This is a genomic window from Tunturiibacter lichenicola, from assembly GCF_051013355.1.
GTDB classification, from domain to species: domain Bacteria; phylum Acidobacteriota; class Terriglobia; order Terriglobales; family Acidobacteriaceae; genus Edaphobacter; species Edaphobacter lichenicola_F.
In genome coordinates this window covers 4,758,356-4,784,051 of record NZ_CP132944.1, presented here as the reverse complement: position 1 = coordinate 4,784,051, position 25,696 = coordinate 4,758,356, and the positions used below count along the sequence as shown (strand labels likewise).

Sequence of the window (25,696 nt, the reverse complement as noted above, 5' to 3'; positions counted from 1 at the left end):
CATAGAAAATCATTCCCTGCAATCTAGGATGCTCTGAAAGACTCGAGATTTAGCTTGCTGGCTAGTTTAATCAGGGTCGCGAAAGAATCGGCTCCCATCTTCCGCATTATGTGCCCACGATGTATCTGCACGGTATACTCCGTGATTCCTAATTCCCAGGCGGCCTGCTTGTTTAAAAGACCACGTGTCAGCAGCGGTAACACCTGTTGTTCCCTTGGAGTCAACGATCCGTAACGTGCGAGTAGACTATTCCGTTCTAATGCGGCCAATCGAAGTTTCCGATCCTGTTCGAGCGCTCTTTCGATACAGGCAAGTAGTACCGCCTCGTCAATAGGCTTGGTGAGGAAGTCCATCGCTCCTCCCTTCATCGCTGTGACAGTGGACGGAACATCGCCGCGTCCGGTAATAAAGATGACGGGGATTGTCGTCTGGGCGCCTATCGACTCTTGCACCTGCAATCCATTCAATCCTGGCATTCTCAAATCGAGAATCAGGCACGCGCAGGAGTCCTGGCGCTTGAAGTCAAGGAAAGCTTGTCCTGAAGTAAATATTTGAACCTGCTTGCCATTGGCCCGCAGGAGCGATGAGAGAGCGTTTACAACACTGGCATCATCATCAACGATGTAGATCATTTCGGTTGACGGCACGATCCCCTCCCAGAGTGGGCTACTGATAGCTGCGCGCGTCATTGTTCCCAAACCTCAAAGTGCACGGCGCACCGCTTATAAGCGCACCTTTGTGAGAGATTATAATGACAAGGCACGCCTAAGTCATTGACTCACGATCAAATCATTGATTACATAAATATGTAATTGCGAAATCCCGCGTTCCTGACAGAACTTTCGAGGGGAATGTCCCTTTATTTCTCAGCAACAACGAAGAGTCAGTCCTGCCCTTCATCTTTTTCCTCTGGTACCCAGGCAACATGATCCTGATCCACTAGCTGCGGAAGCACCGGTCTGAACAGGGTTATGCGGAGAGATAGCAGCACGGCTACCGCAATGTCAATCCACATCATTGCCTTCTCTTCAGTTCGGAAATTCGCTCCACGCCGAAGCTCAAACATCCTGCCATCATAGAAATGGCAGCGTTCAGAAACCATTACATATTCGTGTATTGGTTCAGGGGCACATAATTCTTCAAAGGCAAACTATACAGCTCCGATAGATAAGTCCCCCGATCGTCCTCCGTGCGAAAAGCGAGATGGAACGGCGAAGGCTTCAAAGTTCCTTCCAGGATCGCGCGTGTCAGGTCCGTCGTCATCGACTTTACACAATCGGGGATTGATTGACGGACTCAGCGCAAGGCACCGATTTTTCTGATGAGTCCTGCCTGCCCAGGTCCGATCCACAGCCGAGATGCAGGAATTCCCATGTCCCAGGTTCGGTTTGAGGTTTCCATGTCTCTAGCTGCCGTGACGTGACGGGGCCGCGGCCTGCAGCGGGCTGAAGCGAGGTAGCTCGATGCGGACACATGTCACTCCTCCTTCTCGTCGAATAGCTTCGAGCGTGCCCCCTTGTGCCACGATGATGGAACGACTGATTGCTAAGGCAACTACTGCCCCCCTTGACCCATCCGCAACAACCGCTTTAAGCATATGTTCCACACTTGTGATACAACCACCGTTGTTTTCGACTTCGAGGCTAACGTGATCGTCGGTGAAACCAGTTCTCAAAGTTAGCTTCTTCGGTTCCTCAAATCGATACATGGCTTCGCAGGCGTCCACCACCAAATTGAACAGCACGTGGCGAATCTGGGCAGCATCTGCGAAGGCGGCCGGAAGATCGGGATTCAATTCGCATTCAATTTCAATTCCCTTGTTTCGAACGTCCGGGGCCTGAAGGCTTAGCACCTGCTCAATCAAAATCTTTAGATCGATTGCTCGTGGTCTGGGCCGACGATTATCGAAGAATTGACGCATTTCGTGAACGATATTGCCAGCGGACATTCCATCTCGAACCACTCCTTCGAGTGCGGCATTTGCCTGGGAGATGTTGAGGTTGTCAGAGGAAAGCCAATTGAGCGCTGCTCGCGCGTTGGCTACGACAGCCGCTAGTGGCTGCACAATCTTGTCAGAAAGGGACGCCGAGAGTTCGGCAATTGCTGCGGACTGTGTAGCACGACCGATTCGCTCCCGCGCTTCGTCGAGAGCCTCGCTCGCTCGTTTTTTGTCATCGATATCGATGTTCACGCCAACCCAGTACTTAACCTGACCATCCGAATCCCTGAGAGGCTCCGCTCGCGTTAGAAACCAACGGTATTTTCCGTTTGCTCCCAATATGCGGAACTGATCATCTCGCGGGCGTTCCGTTTGCATTTGTTCTGCCCAATTTTTGCTTGAGCTGAGGTGATCCTCAGGATGCAGAAAGATCAAATGTGCGTCCCACGGTGCTTCGAAATCTGCAGCAAACCGAAGCCGGTGATCTGATGGAAGGCCCAGGTAATCCGCCGTAGCGCCATTGACAAACGCCAGAGCCCCCGAGGCTCGAGCGTACCAAGCTTGAGCCGGAAGAGCATTCAGTGTCACTTGAAGATTAGCCTCGACAGACGGAAGCGCTTTGCCGCACGATGCTGAGACGACGGCGGTGAAGAGCCACGCTTCGGAGCCGTCGGGAGCTATATGCTCCGTTCCAACAACATCTGCCGCACCGCCTCGTGCAGAATCTCTGGCACGGAGAGTGAAGCGAGCGCGATAGGGCTGATGATGAATCCTCGCTTCCTGCCACAATCCGGAAGACATTTGTCTGTCCTCTTCCGCTACAAGTTCCAGCCAATTCAAGTTTCCAAGCTGAGCCGCGCTCAGGGCTGCGATTTCTCTCAACTCTTGATTTGCGTAGATACAACGGCCATCGGAATCTGCCAACCAAGTGGGATTCGGAGAGTACTCAAGGAAGGCAGCCAGAACAGACGTATCGATCATTTTCGTCACGCGGGGGTTATTTCACAGGAAGGATTTTCACGGCAAGAGCCAAGCGGATTTTCGTGCATATCTTCCGATTAATGTTCTGTTGAGCCTATTACGTGGGGGAATATAAGGGCATTACATGTTTATCGTAGCGGGCGATTTCAACTCTGAGCACACCGACAACACACATAAAGATGTGATGGAGTGGCCTTGAGTCCTTTGAATATTGCACGGTTGCAGGCGATGCGACTCCCAGATGGACGCCAAATAGAAATTTGCATTTGAATGCATGTCTCTGCACTTTACAGACTCTGCGCCATGAGGTCGAAGCCTTTATGTTTCCTCGCTCGTGTGCGGGGTGAAGAGCGGGTGCGATGCGAGACAATCCCAATTTGAGTCCGAAGCAGACAGACCGTATTAGGTCCGTCGCCCAGCTTCTATCGGTCCAAACCGGTGAGGTTCTTTATGAACCCTCGCAACCGGATGTGCCTATGTTTATTGCGCTGGAAGGTATCGTCGCGATTAGCAAGACAGGCTAAGACGACATGCACCGTAGTGATCGTCACGGGGAGCGCAGTATGCGCGACTTCCCATTGAAGACACAGATGCGTCCACCGGCAGGGGGCGTCTATTACAACGCGACGCATATGGAGGCACAGATGTGCGACTCCGAAGAAGTCATTGTGGTGGGAGGAGGAAACTCCGCCAGCCGGGCCGCGGTGTCCCCTTGCCACATGAACATGTAATGGCGCAACAAGATTGTAAGCGTTATCTTGACCAAAACTATGCTGAATTGCATTGGTCATCGGTGAGGACGAAAAGGCACATTCCTGAATAGAAGTGGCATTACTTCGAGAGTGCGGTCGTCCGGAGCTGAGTCCTCGCCGCCCGCCGAGCAATCCTCAACGAACTCGAATCGCACGGCAGTCGATTTTAAAAATCGCAATCCACACAGGGTTCTCCATGAACTGGAAGGTCAAAACCATCGCTAATCGTAATAGCGGAAAACGAAAGCCGGAAGTTCAGCACCCAATCGGAATGACACTGGTCCAAGGTGCGCTTGGGCGTAGTAAACCGGAAACTGTAGGAGTCGACATCAGCCATGTGGAAGGTGAGATCGCTTCGAGTTTTCTGGTTGCTATCCATACGCCGCGAGACAGTGACGGCCCGCTAGGCAGGTCTTCGGAGGCGGTCGCCCTTGACTACTCGATAGATCTGTTGCCGTTCCACGAGTTAATCGCGCAAGTCTGCGCCGCGTTGAAACCGACTCATAACTCCGATGAGGAAGAATTCCTATTCAGGGTGGGGGATTTGCATCTTGATGCTTCGAGGCACCTGGTACAGAAGAAAGGCCGCCCCCTCCATCTGACTCCGAAGGAGTTCGCACTCCTTCATAACCTGATGATGAATGCGGGGAAGCCGGTCTCACATAGGAAATTACTACGATCAGTATGGGGATCACAGTACGGTAGTGATCGCGAGTATTTGCGAATCTTCGTCAGACAGTTACGCCTCAAGATTGAGGACAATCCCGCATATCCAAAGTACCTCTTGACAGAGCCAGGGATCGGCTATCGCTTCGCGGAAGCGATAGAAGGAAATTCTGCCATTCCTCCGCGTGGGTGACTAGATAGTCCGGGGATATCGTACGCGGGCACCTGCTGCATCAATACGACAGCACACACCTCGCTCGTCCCAAAGGTAATCAAAGCCCCGTCACGGCGAAAAGCTTCGACACCGATCACATAGATCGAGGCTCTTCCTTCTTCGATCAATCGCTAATAGAAACATGTAATTTCGATCGTTTCACCCGATTGCTACTATCACGCTGTCGACGTAGCGCACTGACAGAAAGACCAACACCTTATGTCGGGGCATTCACACTCGTAGATGTCGAGACATGTGTGGTGGAGGAGGTAATCAAAAGATGCAGACGCGCCGTGCGCAACGTCTGATTTGCCGTAGCATTGCCGCAGCATGGCCCCTTCTGACGAACTTCATCTTGGCAGCGCAAGGGACGAAGCCGTCCACGCTTGCTCCAGCTTCAACGCCCGCGCATCAGATATATGATTTGTCGGTCTTTGTCGTTGCAATTTCTGGGGGAATATTCCTGGTTGCAGTCAGGATGCCTGGGTAGAGGATGAGACAGCGCTTCGCCCAAGGACCACTCGTGAGTCTTCGTACCGCAAACTGTGAGAGCAATGCGCCGAGGCATAGAAACCCTTGCAGTGAGCCCATGAAGTGGATTCGATCGGCCTGGGAGGTGTAATGCTCCGCGACTCTCACCCGGAAAACAAGGTCAAGCAGTGTAGAGGCCGAAGCTCCAAGGATCGTAACGATCACCAGCATTCGAACTACTGCGCTCGTCCAGTTCCGCCGTACCTTGTTCAATTCTTCAAACTTCTTCTTGCCGGCAGAGGTGCAACTTCCGTCCTTATGAAAGAGAAGCAGCGAAGAGACACAAACGTCCATGACAGCAAGCATCACCAACGATGATCGAAGATCGTTTGCCGAAGACAGGTACACCAAACCGAAGCCGGCGAGCATTCCCGCAGCCGTACCGGAAATCAGAACAGAAGGAACCTTGTTCGTATTACCGTGGTTGCAGTTACTCATCCAGTCTCCGATCAATACCCAGATCAAAGACAACCCGATCGCAGTCGAAGCCGATACTTCGATGTAATACGCTCGCAGCATCCAGCTATGGTTCTGGTACTGGAAAGCAATGATGAGCTCGGCGACAGCGTTTAACAGATAGAAAAATCGAATCACATGAATCCTGGCATTCGATCGCAGGAACAAGGAACAGATCAGACTCAGGCTGATTGCGAGCAATGTACCAAGGAAGGTAAGCCCTGGAAGCTCGGACACCGATAGTCCAGATCCCAGTAACGAATCTCTGAACGCCCTGCTGAAGACGTAGTGCATCATAAGAATCGAGTACGACAGAACAAGAATGGGAAATGAGCTGTCGCTAAGACGAGTTGTAAAATTTTTAATCATGTATCGGCAACTGCGCTGGATTAGTGAAACTCCGGCACCCTTCTCTTGTGTTCCTGATAAAGCTTCAGTGCCACGAGGAGCCACACTAGAGTCATCGCCAATGTCATTCCCGCAAATGCCTGCACACCGAAGTGGAGTGACGTGCCGATAAAGATGACTCCCGCCTGCAACACATCACCGAAACGGACACAGAACGTTTCAATCGCCGCCTTTGCTTTGTATTTCGCGTCTCTTGATGTAGGGAGCAATAGGGCCGCCCGAACAGTGTTCTGAAGGGAGTAGTTTGTCGAGTTTTCAGCGATCTTCAGAACACGCACGACCTGAAGAATTGGGTTTGCGAGAATCGTCGTGAAGGTGACAACTGAAATCAACGGAAGGACAAACACAGACCCACGCACGCCAAATCTCTTGTAGATGCGGGAAACAAGGAATGTCTGGATGATTAAGCTGACCGCGTTCGTCCACTCGTAGTAGGAGGCATAGTAGGATCCGATGTAAGTCTTGCGCGCCTTCATGAGTGAGGCCGCGGTGCCAACCACATGATTTGTCTGATCCACGAGCAATTTGCCGAAGATGAAGTCACCGGAAAGACTCACTATATTGAGCAGAACTGTGAGAATTGCGATCAGCATCAGGTAGCGATCTCGCATGAGAAGCTGAAAACCGCCTTCACTGCTCAGGGTCTCCTGGTCTTTCTTCTTCTCGAGTTCTCCGCCACGCTTCGTGATGATGTAGCCCGCCAGCCGCGTCAGAGCAGCGCAAATACACAAGACGGCGACAGCGATGAGCATGATCTTGTAAGGGCCAAGGGGGTTGATCAATCGTCCTGCAATCCAGGCCCCTGCGACCGCTCCAGACGACGCTCCGGAACCGAGTAACGGGAACAGTCTTTTGCCTTGCTCCAGAGAAAAAAGGTCCGTCGCAAAAGCCCAGAGTTGAGCCACGGTGAAGACATTGAAGATCCCAACCCAGATGTAGTACACGACACCGATTCGAGCACCGGCCTGGCCAGCGAAGAAGAAGAGGAAAAGGTTCGAGGCGAAGAACAGCGTTGTCCATCGCAGCAGCCGATTACGATTCAGATGAGTTGCGATCCAGCCGTACAGAGGCACGACGCCGAGCAAGATAATCGCTTGTGCTGCGGACGAGTACGCTTTGACCTCTGCTCCCCCTTCGGCGAGTATGAGCGACTCTCTGACCGTCTTCAGAAGGTAATACGCCCCGAGCAGCATGAAGAGATTGATCGTAAGGATCAACGCCCCCGGACCTTCTCCCGGACAAACATCACATATGACCGAAAGGAGCCTCTCTAAAAGATTCTTTCGGAGTTGCAAGTCAGTTCCAATGGATACCGCATTTGTTACCGACGACGTGGCGAATGCAACATCGTCAACCTTTCTATCGAACACTCCCATCAACCCTCGCTGCAGGATCGTGACTCTCACATATCGATGCATCGTAACGAGGCCCATGGGTTGATTCCCATTACATCTTCCTAGTAATCCGCCGAGTTCCCATGCTTCGCTCAATAGACGAGCCTCGACACAACCTTGCAGATGCGTACTAGGAAGATGTAATTTTCACGGCAAACATGCGGCGCTAGTATTTGCTATGTGCTGCTTTCAGTGAGCCAGTGCCGCCCTTCGATTTTCAGACGCCAGGTGCAGATGGGATGCGTTTACACTGCACCGCCATGCCAAAGAACTGGAAGTATTAATCAGATTTTGGTATGCCCTCAAGGACGACGTGGAAGCCCACAGAGATCTTGAGAGTTGCCAACCACTGGGAACTTTGTTTCTGTCAGGGGCCGAACATGGAGCTGGAGAGAACGAAAACGCGTACTCGAAACGAAGCTCGGAGGTTCAAAACAGCCCCACTCCCGATCGTGTCGCCTCATCGCGGCCATGACGATCCATTGTTGAATACACTGCGCACCGATGATGATCTTGTTGGGGCAGCTCAGTCGGGTGACCACGAGGCCTTTGCTGAGCTGTGCCGGCGACACGCTCAGACTGTCAGGCGAAGAATTCTTGCGATTGTCCGACATCAGGAGGATGCTGAAGATGCCATGCAAGAGACCTTGGTCCGCGCATACGCGAACCTGGGAAGATTTCGTCAGTCCTGCAAGTTTTCTACGTGGATGACCGCTATCGGTATCAATGCCGCGCTAACCGTGATACGAAGGAGGAAGGCTCGGCGAGAAGCAGATATGGAACCGTATGACCCTGACGAACCAGCCTGGGACATTGCCGATCAGGCGCCAGATCCTGAGTGCCGCTTGGCAAGGGCACAGATAATTCTCCTCCTTCGGAAGGAACTTCATTGCCTTTCACCGAAAATGCAGGAGGTAGTGACTACCTATTATGGCAACGACCACACCTTGCAGGAAGCTGCTGATGCGTTAGGACTTTCGGTTGCGGCGGTTAAGTCTCGCCTCTTACGTGGACGTCGGATCTTGAAGTCATCGCTTGAACGAAAGGGCCTTCTAAACTCAATTACATAAATATGTATAGAGGGAACCCTCTCATTCCACGCTCGCCTTCTTATCCTAATTAAAGGGCAATCCAAAGAAGCATTCCCTGAAGAGGCTACAGACCGTCTGGCGCTCAGAGAGTTGGTAGATATGCATTGCCCATCGCGCCCGACCGCCCTGGAGGCGAAGGTCAAATGGCTATTCACGAAAGACGCACGTTCGTTCTGCAAATGGACGACAAGAGCGATATTCCTTCCCGGGAATTCCAAGACCTCATCTACTTGGATGTGATCTGGCGATTTCGCGTCTACGATGGCACGTAGAGATGGCACCATCTAAGAGCCGAACTCTCGTCCCTGAGGAAAGCGGCGACACCAGCTGGTACCTGTGGGTAGGCGTCGACGAGCAACTCAAAGCTCGAGGGGTCCTTCAGGCGAGCGTGAGGCTCGACACAATAATTACTCGGATCGCGCGCTGCGCGAGTTGTCGACATCGTCCTTTCAGAAGGGTGTATTTCTTGCAGTTACTTACCCTGAAACTGCGGAGCACGCTTCTCGACGAAGGCAGAAGTGCCTTCCCTCCTGTCTTCGGTCCCAGCAGCTGGAGGCAAAGTACTTTGTCTCCAGCTTTAGCCCCGAACTCAGGTCTGTATCAACTCCCTCGTTCACCGCGTCGATTGCGTACTGGATTGCGAGCGGTGCGTTGGAATCGATCTGTTTGAGAATGGCCTCACAGCGCGATATCAGGTCCGCTGCAGCAACAACCTCATTCACCAACCCAATGCGGTAGGCCTCGTGCGCATCGATCAGATCACCAGTCAGGATCAGTTGCAGAGCTCGGCCTTTTCCAACGAGGCGCGGTAGCCTCTGCGTGCCGCCGTAACCGGGAATGATCCCGAGCTTGACTTCAGGTTGACCGAACTTCGCGTTTTCTGCGGCGATGCGGATCGTGCACGCCATCGCCGTTTCGCAACCGGCTCCCAGGGCGGAGCCATTCACCGCTGCAATCACAGGCTTGCCAAGCTTCTCAAGGAACAAGAGCACCTCCTGGCCCTTCGCGGAGAATTCGCCTGCCAGTTCCCCGTCGATCGCCGAAAGCTCCTCGATGTCAGCGCCGGCAATGAAGGCCTTCTCTCCAGCTCCGGTCAGAATGATGCCTTTGACCGTAGCATCCTCCTTCGCCGTGCGGAACGCAGCGTTAAGTTCTTCAATAGTCCGCCGATTGAGTGCGTTCATCACCTTTGGGCGATTCAAAGTGATGTAACCGATGGGTCCCTTGACCTCATACGTGATGTTTTCAAAGCTGGTAGATACTTCTGTAGCACTCACTAAACTCTCTCCTCTCTACTAAATGGGTTTCCCTGGAGCGTGTGTTGGTAGCGCAGCATGGGCCGCCTGTGGTGCTGCTCCGCTAGCCCGCAAGGACTCTATCTTTTGTTCCGAGAAGCCGAGCTCGAGCAACACCTCTGCCGTATGCTCCCCAACATTCGGAGCGCGGCGCGGTGCTACCTTCTCTGCGCCGATCACCTGCATAGGGCTGTTGACGGTGCGAACCTCTGGGCCCATTCCTTGCACGGGCACCAGTATGTTATTGGCAAGCATCTGCCGTCATGGACCACTTCGTCGAGGGTCTGGACTACGCCTACCGTGATGGGCGTCTTGCCGAACGCTTCGTTCCAGTGTGAAAGTGGTTTGCTCGTGAACGCCTCATCGAGGATCCCCGCGAGCGCCCCAGCATTTGCGCTCCGCTTCTTCACATCATAGAATCAATCACATTGACGAGTTCCGGCCAGTCACGGTCCTGCTGTGCGATCACGAAAAGAATCCAGCGGCCATCGCTCGTTGGATAAGGATTCAGAAGCGCATTCGATGGATTCTTCCGATCGTGCAATCCAAAGAACTTCGCATGGTTAAGCGCACCTTCGATCCATACCCCAGCCGCCCATGCACCCTCAGCGATGAGCGAGGTCGTCACCCTGGTTCCTTTGCCCGTCTTCTCCCGCTGATACAGACCCGTGACAGTGGCGGAGTAGAGAGAGATAGCAGTCGCGTGGCCCCCAGTGCCCGGGATCGGCAACGTTGGATCGCCGCCGGCATCGCGCGTCATGGCCATCAAGCCGCTGCGTGCCCAATACGCCGCGATGTCTAAACCGGGCTCATCCGCGGCTGGACCAAAATCACCATAGCCGGTGATGTCCGCATAGATCAGCCGTTCGTTGAGCGGAGCGATGTCTTCATACGTCAGCTTCAGGGCCTTGCGGACACGTAGCGGATAGTTGGTCACAAAGACATCCGCCCACTTGACCAATGCTTCCAATACCTCACGGGCAGCGGCATTCTTGAGATCGAGCGCAATACCGCGCTTGTTGCGGTTCGTTAACTGCCAGGCGTAGTCGATATCGGAGGCCGGGTTAGGCGGTGTGCGGTGAAGGATTCGATAAGGATCACCGAACCCTGGCGGCTCCACTTTGATCACGTCAGCTCCGAAGTCGGAGAGTACCGTTGTGGCTGCTGGCTCGGCGATAAAACTCGCAAGGTCTACTACTTTTAGTCCCGCAAAAGTCTTGCCTGTGCTCATAAATCCTATTGCCCTATCTGCTCGTCAACCTAAATAGCGAAGCTCGTCACGATGTTCTGGATCTGCTTCGGTTTGCGAATTGCCTTGAGACCCGCGGTGCAATCACACTCGCCGTGACTGCCCGGCCCAGTACTTCTCCCGTAAAACTCGTTTCAAAATCTTCCCTGATCCGGACTTGGGGAGTTCTTCTGTCATGAACTCGATATGACGGGGGACCTTGTATGAGGCGATCCGCGTTTTACAGTACTGTCTGAGTTCTTCCGCAGACAAGTTGGTTCCCGGCCTTAGAACAACGGCGGCAGCCACCAACTCTCCCCATTTGTCGTCCGGGATACTGAATACCGCAGCCTCTTTCACTTCGGGAATCTCATAAATTGCGGCCTCGACTTCGGCAGAGTAGACGTTCTCCCCGCCGCTGACGATCATGTCTTTTGCTCGATCGACGATGTAGAAGTAGCCGTCCTTGTCCTGGCGTCCAATATCTCCGGTGTGGAAGAATCCGCCACGCAATGCCTCTGCGGTTTCGTCCACCGAGGATTCATCTCCCGACAGGTCTTCTTCAATGTCGTGCCAGTAGCCACGCATGATGCCCGGACCTCGCGCTGCCAGGTTCCCGAGTTCGCCGGACGACACCGGTTTACCAGTTGCATCGACAACTCGCAGATCGATACCAGGACATGGGCGGCCGCACGACTGAAGCCTTTCATCTGTGTGTTCGGCGTCTGTCAAACCAGTCAGGAAGCCGGCTTCGCTCAAACCGTAAACCTGCAGCAACTTTGCTTTCGGCAAAGCTCTGCGTACTTCCCGTACAAGTGCTGGAGCGATTGGCGACCCACCGTAGCCAAGCACATCCAGAGAATCCAGATTGAACGATGCACGGCCTTCGAATTGACAGAGTGTGTTGATCATCGACGGAACGAGCACTGTGTGAGTACCCCATGTGTCTGAACACAGGTGCAAAACGAAAGTGCGTCAAAGCGTTCCAATGTCATCTGCGCTGCGCCAAAGACCGGGGCCGCGAACATCGCGGGAAAATCCGCGATATGGAACATCGGTGACGCATGAAGAAAGACGGCCTTCTCTCGGTACGTCAGCCAGTAGCTGAGGTCGTGAACGTTAGAAAAAATGTTCGCGTGTGTAAGCGCGGCTCCTTTGGGGGCGCCGGTCGTTCCGCTTGTATACAGAAGCGCGAGTATCGCGTCAGGATCGTAAAACTCTCCGACGTATAGTTCTTCCTTGGCCTCACCAAGAGGAGCGATGTCGATCACATGCTCCCACTCTAGGCCCACAGTGGGCGCGGGAAACCTCGAGTGTCGTATCAGACCGCGTGGTCGCGCATCGTCAAGGAGCCGGTCAATCTCGGCGCCTGCATTACGCGTGTTGATGGGAACGGCAATGACACCAAGCAGGCTGCAGGCGTAGATCAGTTCTACGTAGTCCGGCCCATTCGGCATTAGGAAGACCAGACGATCTCCACTCAGGAAGCCGCGACGCTGAAGCGCCGCGCCAGTCCTCTTCTCACTCGAATATCCAGTTCCAGAAAAGATATGGTCCGCTCTTCCCGCAGTAGAGCTGTATGCCGCGGGAAGTATTGCAAAGCGCGACCAATGGAATGGGTATAGATCATCTATGCCTCTTACTCGGTAACGGGCAGACGTGATTGACTAAATGAATGCGCTGAAGCCCGAGACCGCACGGCCAACGATGAGGGTGTTCATCTCGCGCGTTCCTTCGTAGGAGTAGATCGCCTCGGAGTCGGCAACAAAGCGCCCTACGTTATAGTCAAGAAGGATTCCATTTGCTCCAAGAAGCTCTCTTGCAAACCCCACCGTTTCGCGCATCTTTACGGTGCAAAATGCTTTGGCAAGAGAAGCATGTTCGTCCGCCAGTCTGCCCTGGTCCTGCAACTGGGACAACCGCATGACCATGCACTGGCAGGCGGTGATGTTGCCGACCATCTTTACCAGCAGATCCTGAACCAGCTGGAACGAAGCGATCGGCTTGCCGAACTGTTCGCGCTGTTGTGCGTACAGCAATGCATTTTCGTAAGCGCCCATCTGGCATCCGACAGCTTCCCATGCAACGAAGCCGCGGGTCATGCGAAGTACACGGGCAGTGTCACGGAAGGTGCTGTCGTTCTGCAAGCGGTTCTCTTCAGGCACCTTGCAGTCTTCGAGGGTGATCAGCCCGTTCTGCACAACCCGCAGCGCCATCTTGTGCTGAATCTTCTCAACCTTGAAGCCCGGGGTCTTGTTCTCGACGATGAAGCCCTTCACCTGGTTATCAGCCACATCCCTTGCCCAGATGATGGTGAGGTCTCCAAACGTAGAGTTACCGATCCACTTCTTCTGTCCATTCAGAATCCACGTGTCCCCCTCGCGCCGTGCAGTGGTCCCAAGACCACGTGACGCACCCGAGCCGACCAGGGGCTCAGTCAAGCTTGCTCTTCCGAACCGCAAAGGAAGATCGAACCCATCGCAAGGCCGCTATGCACACCGAAGAAAGTTGCAAAGGAGCAGTCGACCTTCGCGATCTCCATTGCAATGTAGCAGGCCAGCAGATTGCTGCCACCGGCACAGCCATACCCCTCGTACCCCACTCCCATAATCTGGAGATCCCGGAACCCGGGTAAAACATCAAACGGAAATGAGTCCCTCTCCCAAAAATCGTTGATGATTGGGGCAACGGATGCCTTCATGAATTCACGTACTTTCATGACCATTGCTTGCTCAGCTCCAGACAGCGTCTGAAAAGTCTGGTAACAATCGCTGTTCGGCTCCGGAAGTACCTTCGGCATCTTTGCTTCTTGTGTGCGTGTATCTGACATCGGATTCTCCATTGCTCTTCGGTTTGGTTTGTGTCAAACCACAACAATTATGCGAACGCAGTAACACAGTCAGTCGGTGTACGCGACGCCAGCCAGGCTTTACTGAGCAGCGAGCAGCATCTTTGTGCGTCAAGCGCCATCCATACACGCGTCCAGACTCACGGCGCAGCCGGGGCCGCACAGATCGGGCATCTTCCCTACTTCGCTGTGCCTCTCAGAGCGAGCAATCCGAGCAACTGCGTGTCGCGTTCCTCAGCAAGATCATTGACCGACTGGTTACCCGCCTCTGCCAGGACACCCTGCACGATCTTCTCTTTCAGTTCGGGCGTAAACTCGGGATTTCCGAGATCTTTCCACCATGTGGTCATCGGGCCCGCAAGGTGCTCCATGAAATGCTGAATACCGCCCTTTCCACCGGCCAGATGGAAGAGCAGGTTCGGCCCCATGAGACCCCAACGCAGTCCTGGCCCCCAACTCACAGCCGCATCCGCATCCGCGACGCTCAGTATGTCCTGTTCGATCAGGTACACAACTTCGCGATAGATAGCTGCCTGAAGACGATTCGCGACATGGCCGACCACCTCTTTCTTCACATGGATCGGGCGCTTACCGATCGAGGCATAGAACGCAATCGAACGCTCGATTGTGGCAGCTGATGTCTTTTCGCCGCCGACGATCTCAACCAGCGGGATGAGATGCGGTGGATTGAAGGGGTGTCCGATTACACAGCGCTCCGGATGCTTGCACTGCGACTGGCTGACGCCAATCGGAATGCCGGACGAACTGGACGCAAGAATGGTGGTCGCCGGTGTGAGTGCGTCCATGTCGGCAAACAACTTGATCTTGAAATCAGGCCGCTCGGGTCCATTCTCCTGGACCAGATCGACATCTTTGAGCGCGTCGCCCAACTTGGCCGTGAACGACAGGCGATCCTTCGATGCGCCGGAAGACAATCCCAACTGCTCGAGGGCAGGCCACGCACTATCGATATACTCGCGCAGATTTTCTTCGGCATTGGGAGCTGGATCCGTGGCGATCACTTCGAGACCACGTGCCAGAAACAGTGCGGCCCAACTGGCCCCGATGACTCCGGTTCCAACAATCGCAATACGACGTATAGGTTTGTCAACAGACATCGGTGTTCTCCTTGACTCAGAAAAATCTTAGCGATGACGTAAGACGTCTCGCGTGGAACGGTAAAGTCTGTTGTAGGCCCAGGATTGATAGATCGCACAATCCGACGAGCACATCTTCCAAAGCAACGAGGTCATCCTATCCAAGGCTGAAGCGCGAAAGATATTGCATATTCCTAGTAGCCGGTAGAACGGCTTGCTTCGCATTTGCCGCATCATTTGGACTTAGATTCAGCTGCCATGAAAGAACGCATCCCGGAGCCGCGCTCGACTAAGGAGTCTTTGCGAGGTTCTGTCTGACGGTGGTGAGGGCATCAGGCGAAGGTCAGCAGTAGACTCCGAGTCATCCGCGCTCGCAAGCAGATTTTGCGACGGTTCCTTCAGTGCTTCATCTGCAAAGTAATGGTGTTCCCACGACGGCCCGGATCGAAGATCAAGAAGTCAACAACTTCAATCGCATGGTTTTAATGTAGATGCACCTGCGCCCCAGGCGCGGCAAAAGCGTCCAATGAAACCTCGCCCGTGAGGGTGTAGGCCTATGGGAGAAAAATGTTTCTAACTAACCGTCATCGACATGTTGTCTTATTTTTGTACTCGAGACGCTTTGCTGCAAGCTTGTAGAGCTGGTCGACCTGGAAGTCGCTCAGATTAAGGAGCAGACCAGTCCGCTCGCAGGAATAATGAAGAATTCCGCGCAGAAAATACACTGCCCGTTCGGGCCACGGAAGCTCAGTAATTTGCGATATTCCAGGGACTCTCAATTTGACGGAAGGACGGGTCTTTGCCTGAAGCGGTGAGTTGGCAGTCTCCCGATTGTATTCGATGGCCGTATCGATGACAGCGTGGATTGCCTGTCCGAAGGTCACCTCGCATGGGGAGCTTTCCAGGCCTGACAATGCCTTCCGGAGTACCCTTTCGGGGGATAGATGACAACGCAAAAGCATCTCAGCGACGATAACGAGATCTGCGTGATTGTCATCGAAGAATGTTCTCCACATCTCTTCTTGCTCTGTGCTGAGATCCATACTCGTCATGAGAATGCCTTTCTATCCGAAGAGGCTGTTTGCATCGTTGCTCCCGCGATGTTGGTAGTTAGTATCCGTCTCTTTTTCCCGCCGTGCGGCGGCCTCTAATCGATCTCATGAATCGTAGTGGGAGCCTTCCAGTGCCGTCGCCGTCTTGGTCAGGATCTGCTCGGGAGATAGATGGCAACGCAACAGCATCTCAACCGCGAGGGTTAGGGTGGTTCTCTGTTCGAAGACCAAGGTTCTCCACATGTCTTGCTGATTAATTTCAAGCTCGGTGCGTCTCATGTGTTTGTCCCCTCAGCGCATGCTCGCGCGCTGTCTGTTGCAGAAGTGGAGCCTTCACCGGGCGAGCTGCCCAGTCATATGGAGCTACGCATAGCGTGCACTGGCCGCGCCTCATGCCAGATGCCACCAATTAGTCTCTCGCTACATTCGCCACTGATTTCCTCGGTAATCTTCATCATTCAATCTCGGCTCGATTTGAAAGCCTGACGGATTGCTCGATGCATTTTGCCACCCAATAGCGCGAATACTAACAAACACGACCACGGCGAACAATTACATCTTCCTTGTAGACGCAGTTCACCCACGCGCAACAACGCAGTCTTTCGTTGCATTCGTTTCATTGGTCCTGCGCGTGATGAACCCCCACAACACCTAACAGGAAGATGTAATTTCTCTCTCTCTCCTGCGTTGCTAGTATCGCCGGATCACTGCAGTTCGCAGGCGCAATCGTTGCGAAGACCGTGAAGCGATTGAGGCGCAACTACACAGAAGGAACGGAGAAACGAATATGGGTCAAAATAACGGAACATCGAAGCGTAGCGAAAAAGGACTTCTCACGCCAGACAACTGCGTTGTGGCGCTGATCGATCACCAACCGCAAATGCTGTTCGGGACGAGTAACTTTGATCGCCAGGCGATCATGAACTGTACTGTCGCATTAGGAAAAGCAGCCCGAGTATTCGACGTTCCGGTAGTGCTCACAACGGTCGAAACCAAGAGCTTCAGCGGGAACCTGTGGCCGCAGATTCGAGCCGTCTTTCCAGGCCAGGAACCGATCGAGCGTTCGTCCATGAATTCCTGGGACGACAAGAACTTCGTTGCCGCAATCGAGAAGACCGGACGCAAAAAGATTGTGCTGGCTGGCCTATGGACGGAGACCTGCGTCGCTCTTCCGACAGTGCAGGCGATCCACGATGGCTACGAGGTTTACGTAGTCGAAGACTGCTGCGGCGACGTCAGCCAACTCGCACATGACAATGCGATGCGTCGTGTTGTCCAGGCTGGAGCAAAACCGGTGACGGCCCTCTCTGTAACCCTGGAATGGCAGCGCGACTGGGCAAACCGGGATACGTACGACGCCGTAATGGACCTTGCGAAGACGCACTATGGCGCGTATGGCATCGGCGTCGAATATGCCTACACCATGGTTCACGGCGCTCCCGCAACGAAGCTTCCAGAGTACGTGGTCCCCACCGCAGAACTCGCACACAAATAGGGTTCGCGGAGGGCAGGCGATCCCTGCCCTCCGAGCAACAGTGCTTTGCAACTAAGGAGAACTCTGTGGCAGTTGACACAATACTTCACAACGCCAGGATCGCGACAAATCGGGTGCCAGCATTTGTCGAAGCGGTTGCCATTACCGCGGGAACAATCAGCGCCACTGGTACAAACGAGGAGATCCTGCGGCTGCGCGGTCCAAAGACATCGGTCATTGATGGCAACCGGAGAACGGTCATTCCCGGTCTCAACGACTCACACATGCACCCGATCCGCGGTGGGCTCAATTTCAACCTCGAGTTGCGTTGGGATGGCGTGCCATCGCTCGCCGATGCGCTGCGAATGCTCAAGGAGCAAGCGGATCGGACCCCCGCGCCTCAGTGGGTACGGGTTGTCGGCGGGTGGACGGAGTTTCAGTTTGCTGAGCGCCGGATGCCGACATTAGATGAAATCAACGCCGTGTCGCCCGACACCCCCGTCTTCGTCATGCACTTGTACGACCGGGTGTTGCTCAACCGCGCAGCGTTGCGCGCAGTGGGCTACACCAAAGACACCCCGAATCCTCCCGGCGGCGAGATTCAGCGCGACAAACAGGGCAATCCCACAGGTCTCTTGCTGGCCAAACCGAACGCAAACATTCTGTACTCGACCTTGGCAAAGGGGCCAAAGCTGTCGCGGGAAGACCAACTCAACTCATCGCGCCTCTTCTTCAGAGAACTGAATCGTTTCGGCATCACCAGCGCAATCGATGCAGGCGGCGGTTTCCAGAACTACCCTGATGACTATGGGGTCGTGAACGAACTCCACAAGAACGGTGAACTCTCGATTCGCCTGGCCTACAACCTTTTCACTCAGCGACCAAAGCAGGAGCTCGCCGACTTCCAGAATTGGACAAAGATGACCAAACCTGGCGATGGCGATGATTTCTATCGCGTGAACGGCGCAGGCGAGATGCTGGTTTTCTCTGCTGCCGATTTCGAAGACTTTCTTCAGCCTCGGCCGGACATGGCCCCTGTCATGGAGAGCGAGTTGAAGGCGGTGATTCAACACCTCGCGGAAAACCGATGGCCCTTCCGCATGCATGCCACTTACGACGAAACAATCTCTCGAGCCTTGAATGTATACGAGGAGGTTAACCGCGAGATTCCGTTGGACGGACTGCACTGGTTTTTTGATCACTGCGAGACGATCTCCGACAGGAATATTGAGCGAATCAAATCACTTGGTGGCGGTATTGCCGTTCAGAACAGGATGGCGTTTCAGGGAGAATATTTCGTCGACCGTTACGGCGCGCAGCAGGCGAAGCGCACACCTCCGATCCAAAGAATGCTGGAGATGGGAGTTCCGGTAGGAGCGGGCACAGACGCAACGCGAGTTTCAAGCTATAACCCTTTCCTTTCTCTCTACTGGCTGGTGACCGGGAAGACCATCGGTGGGTTGAGCTTATATCCCGAGGAAAACCGGCTGGACCGAGCGAAGGCACTCGAGCTTTACACCGTCGGGAGCAGCTGGTTCTCTACGGAAGACGGCAAGAAAGGTTCGCTGGCCCAAGGGCAGCTCGCCGACCTGGCGGTCCTCTCCTCGGACTACTTCTCAATTCCCGAAGAGGAGATCAAGAACCTGGAGTCGGTGCTGACGATCGTCGGGGGCAAGGTAGTCTACGCGACAGCCGAATTCTCAAGCATGGCGCCTCCGGAGCTGCCCGTGAGTCCGGACTGGTCCCCTGTCAAGAAATACGGTGGATATGCGGAGAGCGAGGAAGAATCGACCGTTGGCGCAGCGAGCCACGTGATGTCGTCGAACGATGGCAAGCATTCCGCCGGTCATAAGGCGCACCAATGGATCTTGGGCGACAAGGGACTTTGGAGTCTCGGCTGCGACTGCTTCGCTTTCTAACTCCAAATTGAAAGGACAAGTAATTGGATGGATCTCTAGCATTGACCAACAATCCGGGGTGCGTAAGCTTTGGCCGACTGGCGCGAGACAGCATGTTTGAGCTGATCCTCACCTCTGTTCTGCTCTTCGGCGTAGTCAGTATTGTGAGATGGGTGATTGGACCGTCGCCCATCTCACGGACGATCCACGGGATCCATGCGCAACTCTGGATCGTCGGTGCTGCCGTCGCCTGTCTGCTCGCCGGACTGATTCTCACACCTCCGGGAAGGTCCTCCGGGGGACACATGAATCCGGCAGTTTCACTGGCCATGTGGCGCTTCGGAGTCTTCCCCGGAGCAGGGGTCATCCCCTACACCGTCGCACAATTGCTCGGTTCCGTACTTGGGGTCGTCGCCGCTCGCAGGCTATGGGGCGATGTTGTGGCGGAGCCGCCGGTACTATATGCGGCTCTCCAGCCAAAACCAGGGTGGTCGACATGGGAACTATTCGCAACCGAGGCCTTCAGTATGGCGGTCATCTTGTTCCTTGTCGGGCTCTGCCTCGCGGTTCAACGACTGACGCCGTTCGTACCTTGGATCGTCGGGGCTCTCGTGGGGATCGGAATCGGGGTGCTGGGAACAGCGTCCGGAGGCAGTCTGAATCCCGCACGCCAGTTTGGGCCCGCTGTCGCTTCGAGACAAACGCAGTTCCTATGGGTTTACCTGCTAGCCCCATTGGTGGGAGCAGCAGTCGCGGCGTGGCTAAGATCGCTACTGCAGTTTCGTCGAAAGGTCCTGACCCATAGGCTCTGCGGCACTGTCGGCCATCCAGCAGGAAATCTGATCTGATACCGGTCCTCAGTAAAGGAGATTCAATGCGCACTACCAGATACCTTACCGTGACCGCCGTCGCCGCCCTCCTGATCTATGGAAGCGCGGGTCTTTCATGGTTGTCAGGAACTACGCTGCCGGTCGTCCACGCATCGACGTCGACACCTGGCCCGGGAGTGGCACCGCAATACGATACAGCTCACGTTTATGTCTCACCAGAGGATTTCGATCGCTTCGTAGCGAGTCTTCTGGCCACCTTTGGGGGCACGACCACGAAGCAGGGCGTTTTTACCGTAACGCCAACTCCGAGCCGCACGATGTCTCAACTGGTGTTGACACCAGTTGGAACTCTGTCGGTGTTTGGTTTCAAGTCGCCGGTACCTTATCCATTCGGCGCGGAAAGGACGGGTTATCTAGTGACCGATTTGGATGGAGCTACGAGAGCCGCCCTCGAGGATGGAGCAGATGTGCTCGTCAGTCCGTTTAACGATCCGATCGGACGCGATGTCGTCATCCAATGGCCGGGCGGTGTGAATATGCAACTGTACTGGCACACCACCGCTCCCTCCTACAAGGAGTTGCAGTCGATTCCGGAAAATCGTGTCTATGTGTCCACCAACAGGGTGGAGGCATTGCTTCGGGGCTTTCTGGCCTTCTCTCACGGCAGAGTGGTCTCCGATGACTCGCATGCTCCCGGCGTCGAGATCGGGCAACCGAAGGATATCTATCGCAGAATCCGAATCGAATCGAACTTCGGTAAGTTGACCGTGCTCGTAACGGATGGCCACCTGCCGTACCCCTATGGGCGCGAGACCACCGGCTATGAAGTCGCAAACCTAACAGATACCCTTGCCAAGGCCAAAGCAGCCGGCGTAGAGATTCTGGTCCCTCCCTACACTGCCGATCGAAGGAATGCGGCCGTCATTCAATTCCCAGGCGGTTATATCGCCGAAATTCACTCCAACGTTAGCAATTAGTGTGTCCGGGAGAAATCGACAGAGCCTTAGCTAGGGCCGAAGAAATTAGGAATTGAAGAAATGAAATCGACGCAAATCTCTCTGATCTTGGCGTGTGCGTTCTTCCTTACTGGGCTGATCGCACACGCCCAATCAGACAACGCCGTGGACCCCGCGGTCCCAAATCGCAGTTACCAGCTGCTGCGTGAGGACGAGAGCTGGACCTTCCTGCGCGATCGCGCCCTCCGGCAGGACGTATGGGATCCGATCAAGTACATCCCTTTGCGAAACCACGCAGACGATTGGTATCTCACCATCGGAGGCGAGGCTCGAGAGGTCTGGGAGCAGATCGGCAACGACAATTGGGGACAGCAGCCCTACATGAACGGGTATCTGAACGAACGGTACATGCTTTCGTTCGACGCTCACTATGGGCAACATGTGCGCTCGTTCGTCGAATTCAAAAGTGGATTGAATTCATACCGGATAGGTGGCCCGCGGCCCATCGACGAAAAGAAGCTCGACTTCCAGGCCGGATTTCTCGAACTTGGCACTTCCAAAGGTTTGAGCTCAGTCGCACTCCGTATTGGCAGGCAGGAACTCGAGTACGGCTCCGGACGTTTGATTGATGTGAGGGAAGGTCCGAATGTTCGGCTGAGCTTCGACGGCTTCATGGTCAAAAGCAAGATCGACTCCTGGCAAATCGACGGATTCGCGTTTCGTCCCGACTTCGACAAGTTCGGGTTCTTTGATAACGCACCGAATCACGCCGTTGGCTTCTGGGGCGTCTATGCAACTCGGCCCTCGATCAGCAAAATTCCCCTGGAGGTCTACTACTTAGGTTTGAACCGCAGCCAGGCGACCTTCGAACGAGGCACGGCTCAAGAGGTGCGCCACTCCTTGGGTGCGAGGATTTCACGCCCCGTTGCAACGGAATCGCACGGACTGGATTTTGACTACGAAGGCGTCTGGCAGTTCGGCACGTTCGGCTCCGGAAACATCCGGGCATGGACGGTTGCGTCCGAAACGGGCTATCGATTCCCGACGGCTCCCCTCAAACCGAGGTTCAGCGCAAAGGCAGACATCTCAAGCGGAGATAATCCACGTTCAAAAACCTTAGCGACCTTCAATCCCCTTTTCCCAAAGGGAAACTACTTTGGAGTCCTGGCTACGACGGGACCCGGTCCGATTAACTTCATCGATGTTCATCCGCATGTCGAAACAACACTTCCACACAACGTGATCGCATCGGTCGACTGGATCTTTCAGTGGCGTGAAAATGTCCTGGACGGAGTCTACTCGGTCCCGGGATCTCTGATCCGGTCGGCAGGCAACAGCCAGGCGCGATTTGTCGGACACAGACCGGGTACAGAATTGCGATGGCAGGTTGACCGGCATCTCTGGCTTCAGGCTGACTATGGAATCTTCTACGCTGGCAGGTTCTTGAAGGAGACGCAACCTGGCCGCAACCTGAACTACTGGGCTCTGTGGGCCGGTTACAAATTTTAGAACGCCATGATGATGAAGGTTGCCATTTCGAATCGACGACAGCAGTGTTGCTCTTTGTAAGGCCAATCATGATCACCATGCGAATCTCAACTACGAGAAATATGTAATTTATTTTGCTCGCTCACCATTCCTGATGCATTTTCAAATCCTGCTTACGTGCAGTTTGGCGTTCGGGGCGGTCTCGCCGCAAGTTTTTGCTATCTGATCTACAACCTGGTTGTGTGGCAAGGCATCACCACAGCAGTCACAACGTGCCTTTTGACTGCTTTAACAACTTTTGAGAGCGTTATGCCCTATACGAAATGCCCGACGACATAGAAGGCGGAGGCTCCTTGCTGATGACCAACGGTAGTTCATATTCGGGTGATTGACAGTGGCCGTGGAGTATCGAATCAACTCCGCCACTCAGGTTTGTGCGATCCTCGCGGAACGAGTACGGTCTGAAACGATCCAGGTGACTTGGACAGGTAGACCTGTTCGTCGAGCCCCTGGTATGTGCCGAGCGGAGTCTCTGCGGTGAATACATCCGGGGCGACATTGGTGCGTTCTTCCGTCGAGCCGGCCGCCTTCTGGGCGTAGGCCTTGTCGAAGATCCCGAGCGACAACTGCCAAAGTACAGTACGAGTGAGCGAGACAACGACCTTGTAGCTTCCTCCCTCCACCGCGCGCCTTCGCAACGCTGCGAGAACGCCCACAGTACCGAGCCAACCCACAACGTTGTCGCAGATGGGAACAATAGGTGGCTGTTTCGGACTGCTGAGTGACCCTTCGAGGGCGAAGACACCCGACACCGTTGCACCGATCTCATCAAAACCGGGCCGATTCGACCACGGCCCTGTTTCTCCGTGAAGAACGACGGTGGCGTGGATCAGTCCTGGCTTTTTCGCACACAACTCTTCGGCATCCAGGCCGTTGGACTTCAAATAGCCAGGACGCTTGTTTGCGAAGAAGATGTCGGCATCCTTGAGCAAGGTATCGAATTTGGCACGATCTTCCTTCGAGGAATCCAGAATCGTAGAGCGCATGCCAACCTGAACATCCCAATAGAAAGCCTCTAATTCCGTATTGTTGGGTCTCCAGACATTCAGAACGTCAGCTCCATAGAAGGCCAGGTCTCTCCCGATTGCAGCGCCGGCGATCACATGTCCCATCCCGAGAGCTCGGATTCCATCCAGTGGCATCTTGGCATCCGACTTGAAAGGAACCGGTTCACTCTCCCCGATCTTCTCGACAGAGATTAACGGCATTTTTGCGAGCACGTCGGTATATTGCTGCTCCTTGCACAACTCCTCAAAGCTACGAACTTTGGCAAGGACTAACCCCTCTTGCGCGGCGGCTGTCTCCAGATCATCTGCTCGCCACTGCAGAATTGAATTCTCAAGAGCTTCGACACTGTCGCTGCATCGAAAGAAATTGAGTGCACGCCGATGCGACTCAGGGTAGAAGTTTAGCGTTACGACATGTCGGCCATCTCGCGTCTCACGAAAGAACGGCATCTTTAGAAAAGGATTATCTTCGAAAGCTCCCATTGCAGGAGAACGCCCATTCACAGTCTCCCAGATACCCTCAAAAAAACCGGAGAAACGTCGATATGCCTTGCGAACATCTATATGAATATCCTGGTGTTGCCCAGTCCGATCTCTCCAGACCGCCGCCGCCGCAATGGTTTTAGCAGCAAGACCTATACCCGCCATCGTTGCAAAACGGATCCGGCTCGGGACGATGGGATCCTGGCCATAGAAAGTTAGCTGCCCAGCGCCGTCCGCCGCTGACATTCCAACATCTGCCAGGACTTCATTCACTCCTGCATGAAAATCGAAATCCGAGGAGGTGGAGGGATTATTTAGTTTGTCGAGGATAGTCTCAGTTAGATCAGCTGGCACCTGGGTTTCTTCCTTATTCGCGTTTACAGTTCGCATTATGCAGACTCCTGGATGTTGTGAGTACAACGTGTTTATCTGAGACGCCATGCCTCGTCCGGCGCAGAACGGTAAAGCCTGGCGCAGCTCCGGGCCTGATGCGAAACCTGCAATCTCGTCATAGTCGGACGGGCCATCTTCCAAGGGACCAAGGTCATCCTATGCAAGACTGAAGCGCGAAAGATATTCCATATTGCTAGTAGTCGACGAGGTGAATGCAATCCGTATTACCTGCAGCGCGTCGACTTGATTCATCGGCAATGAATCCTTACGCCGCATAAATTTCACTGGTATTCGTAACCTGAGCCGATCTCAGTGAGAGGTCGAAGTGTAGCGCCCGGTACTGTTGACGACAGCGACGCAACATGGACCGCCTCAACCGCGGTAGAAGCGGCTTGAAATGCGATCTGAGCTGCTCATCGCTGTCTACTGGAAGACCGGCCTTCTCTGTTTCCAAAATTTAACGAAGTCCTCATCTGCTACGGTTCAAACCCAACGCCTCCGACAGCCGTTCGATAAGGGGTATCTGTGTCGATTTGATCCGCTCCTTCGCTTCATCAAGCGAAAACCAATCCCCCCTATCCACCTCGGGGATCTCAATCCGACGACCCGAATTCGGAGGCCACTCCACCTCGCAGAAATTACTGGTCAATTTGCTCGGATCGCAGTCACCCTCAAAAGCCCACGCAGTGACGATCTTTCCGCCCTTCTGCTTAATCCAGCCGAGGTCGAAAAAAGCCCCGGACGCGGTAAAGCCCGTCTCCTCCTGAAACTCACGCTTGGCGGCCTCCAAAGGCTGCTCCCCGTCCAGATATTCCCCCTTGGGAATCGTCCAGGCCCCCAGATCCTTCTTCGCAAAATGCGGCCCACCGGGATGAACAAGGAAGACCTCTAACTCCCGAGGTCGTCGGCGCCGATACATCAACAATCCTGCACTGCGTCTTGGCAAGATAATGAACCTGCTATTGGAGATACGAAACTCACGAACAAAATCTCTCACCTATCGTAGCTCGCGCCAACACATCCCACATCAATATGCTGCAACGTTACCCAGTCTGATACGGCTTCCTGTATTCGTCGAGCTACAGCGTTGTAGATTGATGGAGAAGTTTCCAAGCACGCATTAAAACGTGTTGATTCCAATCAACGAAAAACCTT

Annotated in this window: 24 protein-coding genes and 1 pseudogene; 9 read left to right on the top strand and 16 right to left on the bottom strand. The window is 54.2% G+C overall.

Features of this window, described 5'->3' with window-relative positions:
- Positions 1-23: 23 nt before the first annotated feature.
- Both RBB82_RS20055 and RBB82_RS20050 read right to left on the bottom strand, forming a co-directional pair.
- On the bottom strand, positions 24-647 hold the full coding sequence (locus RBB82_RS20055) for a response regulator transcription factor (protein ID WP_433972509.1): 624 nt from the start codon (positions 645-647) through the stop codon (positions 24-26).
- 758 nt (positions 648-1,405) lie between these two features.
- Positions 1,406-2,920, bottom strand: a complete 1,515-nt coding sequence (locus RBB82_RS20050; RefSeq protein ID WP_433972508.1) for a PAS domain-containing sensor histidine kinase — start codon at positions 2,918-2,920, stop codon at positions 1,406-1,408.
- Positions 2,921-3,279: 359 nt separating this feature from the next.
- Between RBB82_RS20050 and RBB82_RS20045 the strand changes: the two genes are divergently transcribed.
- The 3 genes from RBB82_RS20045 (at position 3,280) to RBB82_RS20035 (ending at position 4,531) form a co-directional block, all read left to right on the top strand.
- Positions 3,280-3,444 (top strand): hypothetical protein, encoded by a 165-nt coding sequence (locus tag RBB82_RS20045; RefSeq protein ID WP_433972507.1) that lies wholly within the window; start codon positions 3,280-3,282, stop codon positions 3,442-3,444.
- Positions 3,445-3,483: 39 nt separating this feature from the next.
- Entirely contained in the window at positions 3,484-3,651 is a 168-nt protein-coding gene (locus RBB82_RS20040) for a hypothetical protein (RefSeq protein WP_433972506.1), read from the top strand.
- Between the two features lie 292 nt (positions 3,652-3,943).
- On the top strand, positions 3,944-4,531 hold the full coding sequence (locus tag RBB82_RS20035) for a winged helix-turn-helix domain-containing protein (RefSeq protein WP_433972505.1): 588 nt from the start codon (positions 3,944-3,946) through the stop codon (positions 4,529-4,531).
- A 432-nt stretch (positions 4,532-4,963) separates the two neighbouring features.
- Here RBB82_RS20035 and RBB82_RS20030 read toward each other — a convergent pair whose 3' ends face one another.
- Entirely contained in the window at positions 4,964-5,776 is an 813-nt protein-coding gene (locus RBB82_RS20030) for a hypothetical protein (RefSeq protein ID WP_433972504.1), read from the bottom strand.
- 152 nt (positions 5,777-5,928) lie between these two features.
- Positions 5,929-7,164, bottom strand: a complete 1,236-nt coding sequence (locus RBB82_RS20025; protein WP_433972502.1) for an NTP/NDP exchange transporter — start codon at positions 7,162-7,164, stop codon at positions 5,929-5,931.
- A 473-nt stretch (positions 7,165-7,637) separates the two neighbouring features.
- On the opposite strand from RBB82_RS20025, the gene RBB82_RS20020 reads away from it, so the two are divergent.
- Entirely contained in the window at positions 7,638-8,411 is a 774-nt protein-coding gene (locus RBB82_RS20020) for an RNA polymerase sigma factor (protein ID WP_433972501.1), read from the top strand.
- Positions 8,412-8,908: 497 nt separating this feature from the next.
- Here the strand turns inward: RBB82_RS20020 and RBB82_RS20015 are convergent, their stop codons facing one another.
- The 10 genes and pseudogenes from RBB82_RS20015 to RBB82_RS19970 all read right to left on the bottom strand — a co-directional run bounded on the left by RBB82_RS20015 (position 8,909) and on the right by RBB82_RS19970 (position 16,231).
- Complete coding sequence (locus tag RBB82_RS20015) at positions 8,909-9,709, bottom strand: enoyl-CoA hydratase/isomerase family protein (protein WP_433972500.1); 801 nt, start codon at positions 9,707-9,709, stop codon at positions 8,909-8,911.
- Between the two features lie 18 nt (positions 9,710-9,727).
- A complete protein-coding gene (locus RBB82_RS20010) occupies positions 9,728-9,982 on the bottom strand; it encodes a hypothetical protein (RefSeq protein ID WP_433972499.1) in 255 nt (84 codons plus the stop codon).
- A 151-nt stretch (positions 9,983-10,133) separates the two neighbouring features.
- Positions 10,134-10,958, bottom strand: coding sequence for a CaiB/BaiF CoA transferase family protein (locus RBB82_RS20005; RefSeq protein ID WP_433972498.1), 825 nt, complete (start codon positions 10,956-10,958; stop codon positions 10,134-10,136).
- A gap of 102 nt (positions 10,959-11,060) precedes the next feature.
- On the bottom strand, positions 11,061-11,384 hold the full coding sequence (locus RBB82_RS20000; RefSeq protein WP_433975426.1) for a class I adenylate-forming enzyme family protein: 324 nt from the start codon (positions 11,382-11,384) through the stop codon (positions 11,061-11,063).
- Between the two features lie 204 nt (positions 11,385-11,588).
- Positions 11,589-12,412 (bottom strand): annotated as a pseudogene (locus tag RBB82_RS19995) (AMP-binding protein); the annotation flags it as partial.
- Positions 12,413-12,622: 210 nt separating this feature from the next.
- On the bottom strand, positions 12,623-13,396 hold the full coding sequence (locus RBB82_RS19990; protein ID WP_433972497.1) for an acyl-CoA dehydrogenase family protein: 774 nt from the start codon (positions 13,394-13,396) through the stop codon (positions 12,623-12,625).
- Complete coding sequence (locus RBB82_RS19985) at positions 13,393-13,755, bottom strand: acyl-CoA dehydrogenase family protein (RefSeq protein ID WP_433972496.1); 363 nt, start codon at positions 13,753-13,755, stop codon at positions 13,393-13,395. Before RBB82_RS19985 ends, RBB82_RS19990 begins: the two co-directional genes overlap by 4 nt.
- 227 nt (positions 13,756-13,982) lie before the next feature.
- Positions 13,983-14,921: a 3-hydroxyacyl-CoA dehydrogenase NAD-binding domain-containing protein gene (locus RBB82_RS19980; protein WP_433972495.1), complete on the bottom strand. Its 939-nt coding sequence runs from the start codon at positions 14,919-14,921 to the stop codon at positions 13,983-13,985.
- A 563-nt stretch (positions 14,922-15,484) separates the two neighbouring features.
- A complete protein-coding gene (locus tag RBB82_RS19975; protein WP_433972494.1) occupies positions 15,485-15,952 on the bottom strand; it encodes a hypothetical protein in 468 nt (155 codons plus the stop codon).
- A 105-nt stretch (positions 15,953-16,057) separates the two neighbouring features.
- The gene (locus RBB82_RS19970) at positions 16,058-16,231 is read right to left on the bottom strand and encodes a hypothetical protein (protein WP_433972493.1); all 174 of its coding nucleotides are present in this window, start codon (positions 16,229-16,231) and stop codon (positions 16,058-16,060) included.
- A gap of 508 nt (positions 16,232-16,739) precedes the next feature.
- Here RBB82_RS19970 and RBB82_RS19965 point away from each other — a divergent pair.
- The 5 genes from RBB82_RS19965 (at position 16,740) to RBB82_RS19945 (ending at position 22,619) form a co-directional block, all read left to right on the top strand.
- Positions 16,740-17,447 carry a hydrolase gene (locus RBB82_RS19965; protein WP_433972492.1) on the top strand — a complete coding sequence of 236 codons (708 nt, stop codon included), beginning with the start codon at positions 16,740-16,742 and terminating at the stop codon, positions 17,445-17,447.
- Between the two features lie 65 nt (positions 17,448-17,512).
- Positions 17,513-19,345, top strand: coding sequence for an amidohydrolase (locus tag RBB82_RS19960; RefSeq protein ID WP_433972491.1), 1,833 nt, complete (start codon positions 17,513-17,515; stop codon positions 19,343-19,345).
- Positions 19,346-19,437: 92 nt separating this feature from the next.
- Positions 19,438-20,172, top strand: a complete 735-nt coding sequence (locus tag RBB82_RS19955) for an MIP/aquaporin family protein (RefSeq protein ID WP_433972490.1) — start codon at positions 19,438-19,440, stop codon at positions 20,170-20,172.
- Positions 20,173-20,198: 26 nt separating this feature from the next.
- Positions 20,199-21,131 carry a glyoxalase gene (locus RBB82_RS19950; RefSeq protein WP_433972489.1) on the top strand — a complete coding sequence of 311 codons (933 nt, stop codon included), beginning with the start codon at positions 20,199-20,201 and terminating at the stop codon, positions 21,129-21,131.
- A gap of 60 nt (positions 21,132-21,191) precedes the next feature.
- On the top strand, positions 21,192-22,619 hold the full coding sequence (locus RBB82_RS19945) for an alginate export family protein (RefSeq protein ID WP_433972488.1): 1,428 nt from the start codon (positions 21,192-21,194) through the stop codon (positions 22,617-22,619).
- A gap of 392 nt (positions 22,620-23,011) precedes the next feature.
- On the opposite strand, the gene RBB82_RS19940 is transcribed toward RBB82_RS19945, so the two are convergent.
- A complete protein-coding gene (locus tag RBB82_RS19940) occupies positions 23,012-23,800 on the bottom strand; it encodes a CoA transferase (RefSeq protein WP_433975425.1) in 789 nt (262 codons plus the stop codon).
- 1,210 nt (positions 23,801-25,010) lie between these two features.
- Positions 25,011-25,538, bottom strand: a complete 528-nt coding sequence (locus tag RBB82_RS19935) for an NUDIX domain-containing protein (protein WP_433972487.1) — start codon at positions 25,536-25,538, stop codon at positions 25,011-25,013.
- Positions 25,539-25,696: the final 158 nt, after the last annotated feature.

Excerpts from the sequence above, each read along its gene's own strand:
- RBB82_RS20050 (WP_433972508.1), bottom strand. The coding sequence starts at position 2,920 with ATGATCGATACGTCTGTTCTGGCTGCCTTCCTTGAGTACTCTCCGAAT.
- RBB82_RS20045 (WP_433972507.1), top strand. The coding sequence starts at position 3,280 with ATGCGAGACAATCCCAATTTGAGTCCGAAGCAGACAGACCGTATTAGG.
- RBB82_RS20040 (WP_433972506.1), top strand. The coding sequence starts at position 3,484 with ATGCGCGACTTCCCATTGAAGACACAGATGCGTCCACCGGCAGGGGGC.
- RBB82_RS20035 (WP_433972505.1), top strand. The coding sequence starts at position 3,944 with ATGACACTGGTCCAAGGTGCGCTTGGGCGTAGTAAACCGGAAACTGTA.
- RBB82_RS20020 (WP_433972501.1), top strand. The coding sequence starts at position 7,638 with ATGCCCTCAAGGACGACGTGGAAGCCCACAGAGATCTTGAGAGTTGCC.
- RBB82_RS20010 (WP_433972499.1), bottom strand. The coding sequence starts at position 9,982 with ATGCTTGCCAATAACATACTGGTGCCCGTGCAAGGAATGGGCCCAGAG.
- RBB82_RS20005 (WP_433972498.1), bottom strand. The coding sequence starts at position 10,958 with ATGAGCACAGGCAAGACTTTTGCGGGACTAAAAGTAGTAGACCTTGCG.
- RBB82_RS20000 (WP_433975426.1), bottom strand. The coding sequence starts at position 11,384 with ATGATCGTCAGCGGCGGGGAGAACGTCTACTCTGCCGAAGTCGAGGCC.
- RBB82_RS19985 (WP_433972496.1), bottom strand. The coding sequence starts at position 13,755 with ATGCCGAAGGTACTTCCGGAGCCGAACAGCGATTGTTACCAGACTTTT.
- RBB82_RS19980 (WP_433972495.1), bottom strand. The coding sequence starts at position 14,921 with ATGTCTGTTGACAAACCTATACGTCGTATTGCGATTGTTGGAACCGGA.
- RBB82_RS19975 (WP_433972494.1), bottom strand. The coding sequence starts at position 15,952 with ATGACGAGTATGGATCTCAGCACAGAGCAAGAAGAGATGTGGAGAACA.
- RBB82_RS19970 (WP_433972493.1), bottom strand. The coding sequence starts at position 16,231 with ATGAGACGCACCGAGCTTGAAATTAATCAGCAAGACATGTGGAGAACC.
- RBB82_RS19965 (WP_433972492.1), top strand. The coding sequence starts at position 16,740 with ATGGGTCAAAATAACGGAACATCGAAGCGTAGCGAAAAAGGACTTCTC.
- RBB82_RS19955 (WP_433972490.1), top strand. The coding sequence starts at position 19,438 with ATGTTTGAGCTGATCCTCACCTCTGTTCTGCTCTTCGGCGTAGTCAGT.
- RBB82_RS19950 (WP_433972489.1), top strand. The coding sequence starts at position 20,199 with ATGCGCACTACCAGATACCTTACCGTGACCGCCGTCGCCGCCCTCCTG.
- RBB82_RS19945 (WP_433972488.1), top strand. The coding sequence starts at position 21,192 with ATGAAATCGACGCAAATCTCTCTGATCTTGGCGTGTGCGTTCTTCCTT.
- RBB82_RS19940 (WP_433975425.1), bottom strand. The coding sequence starts at position 23,800 with ATGCCACTGGATGGAATCCGAGCTCTCGGGATGGGACATGTGATCGCC.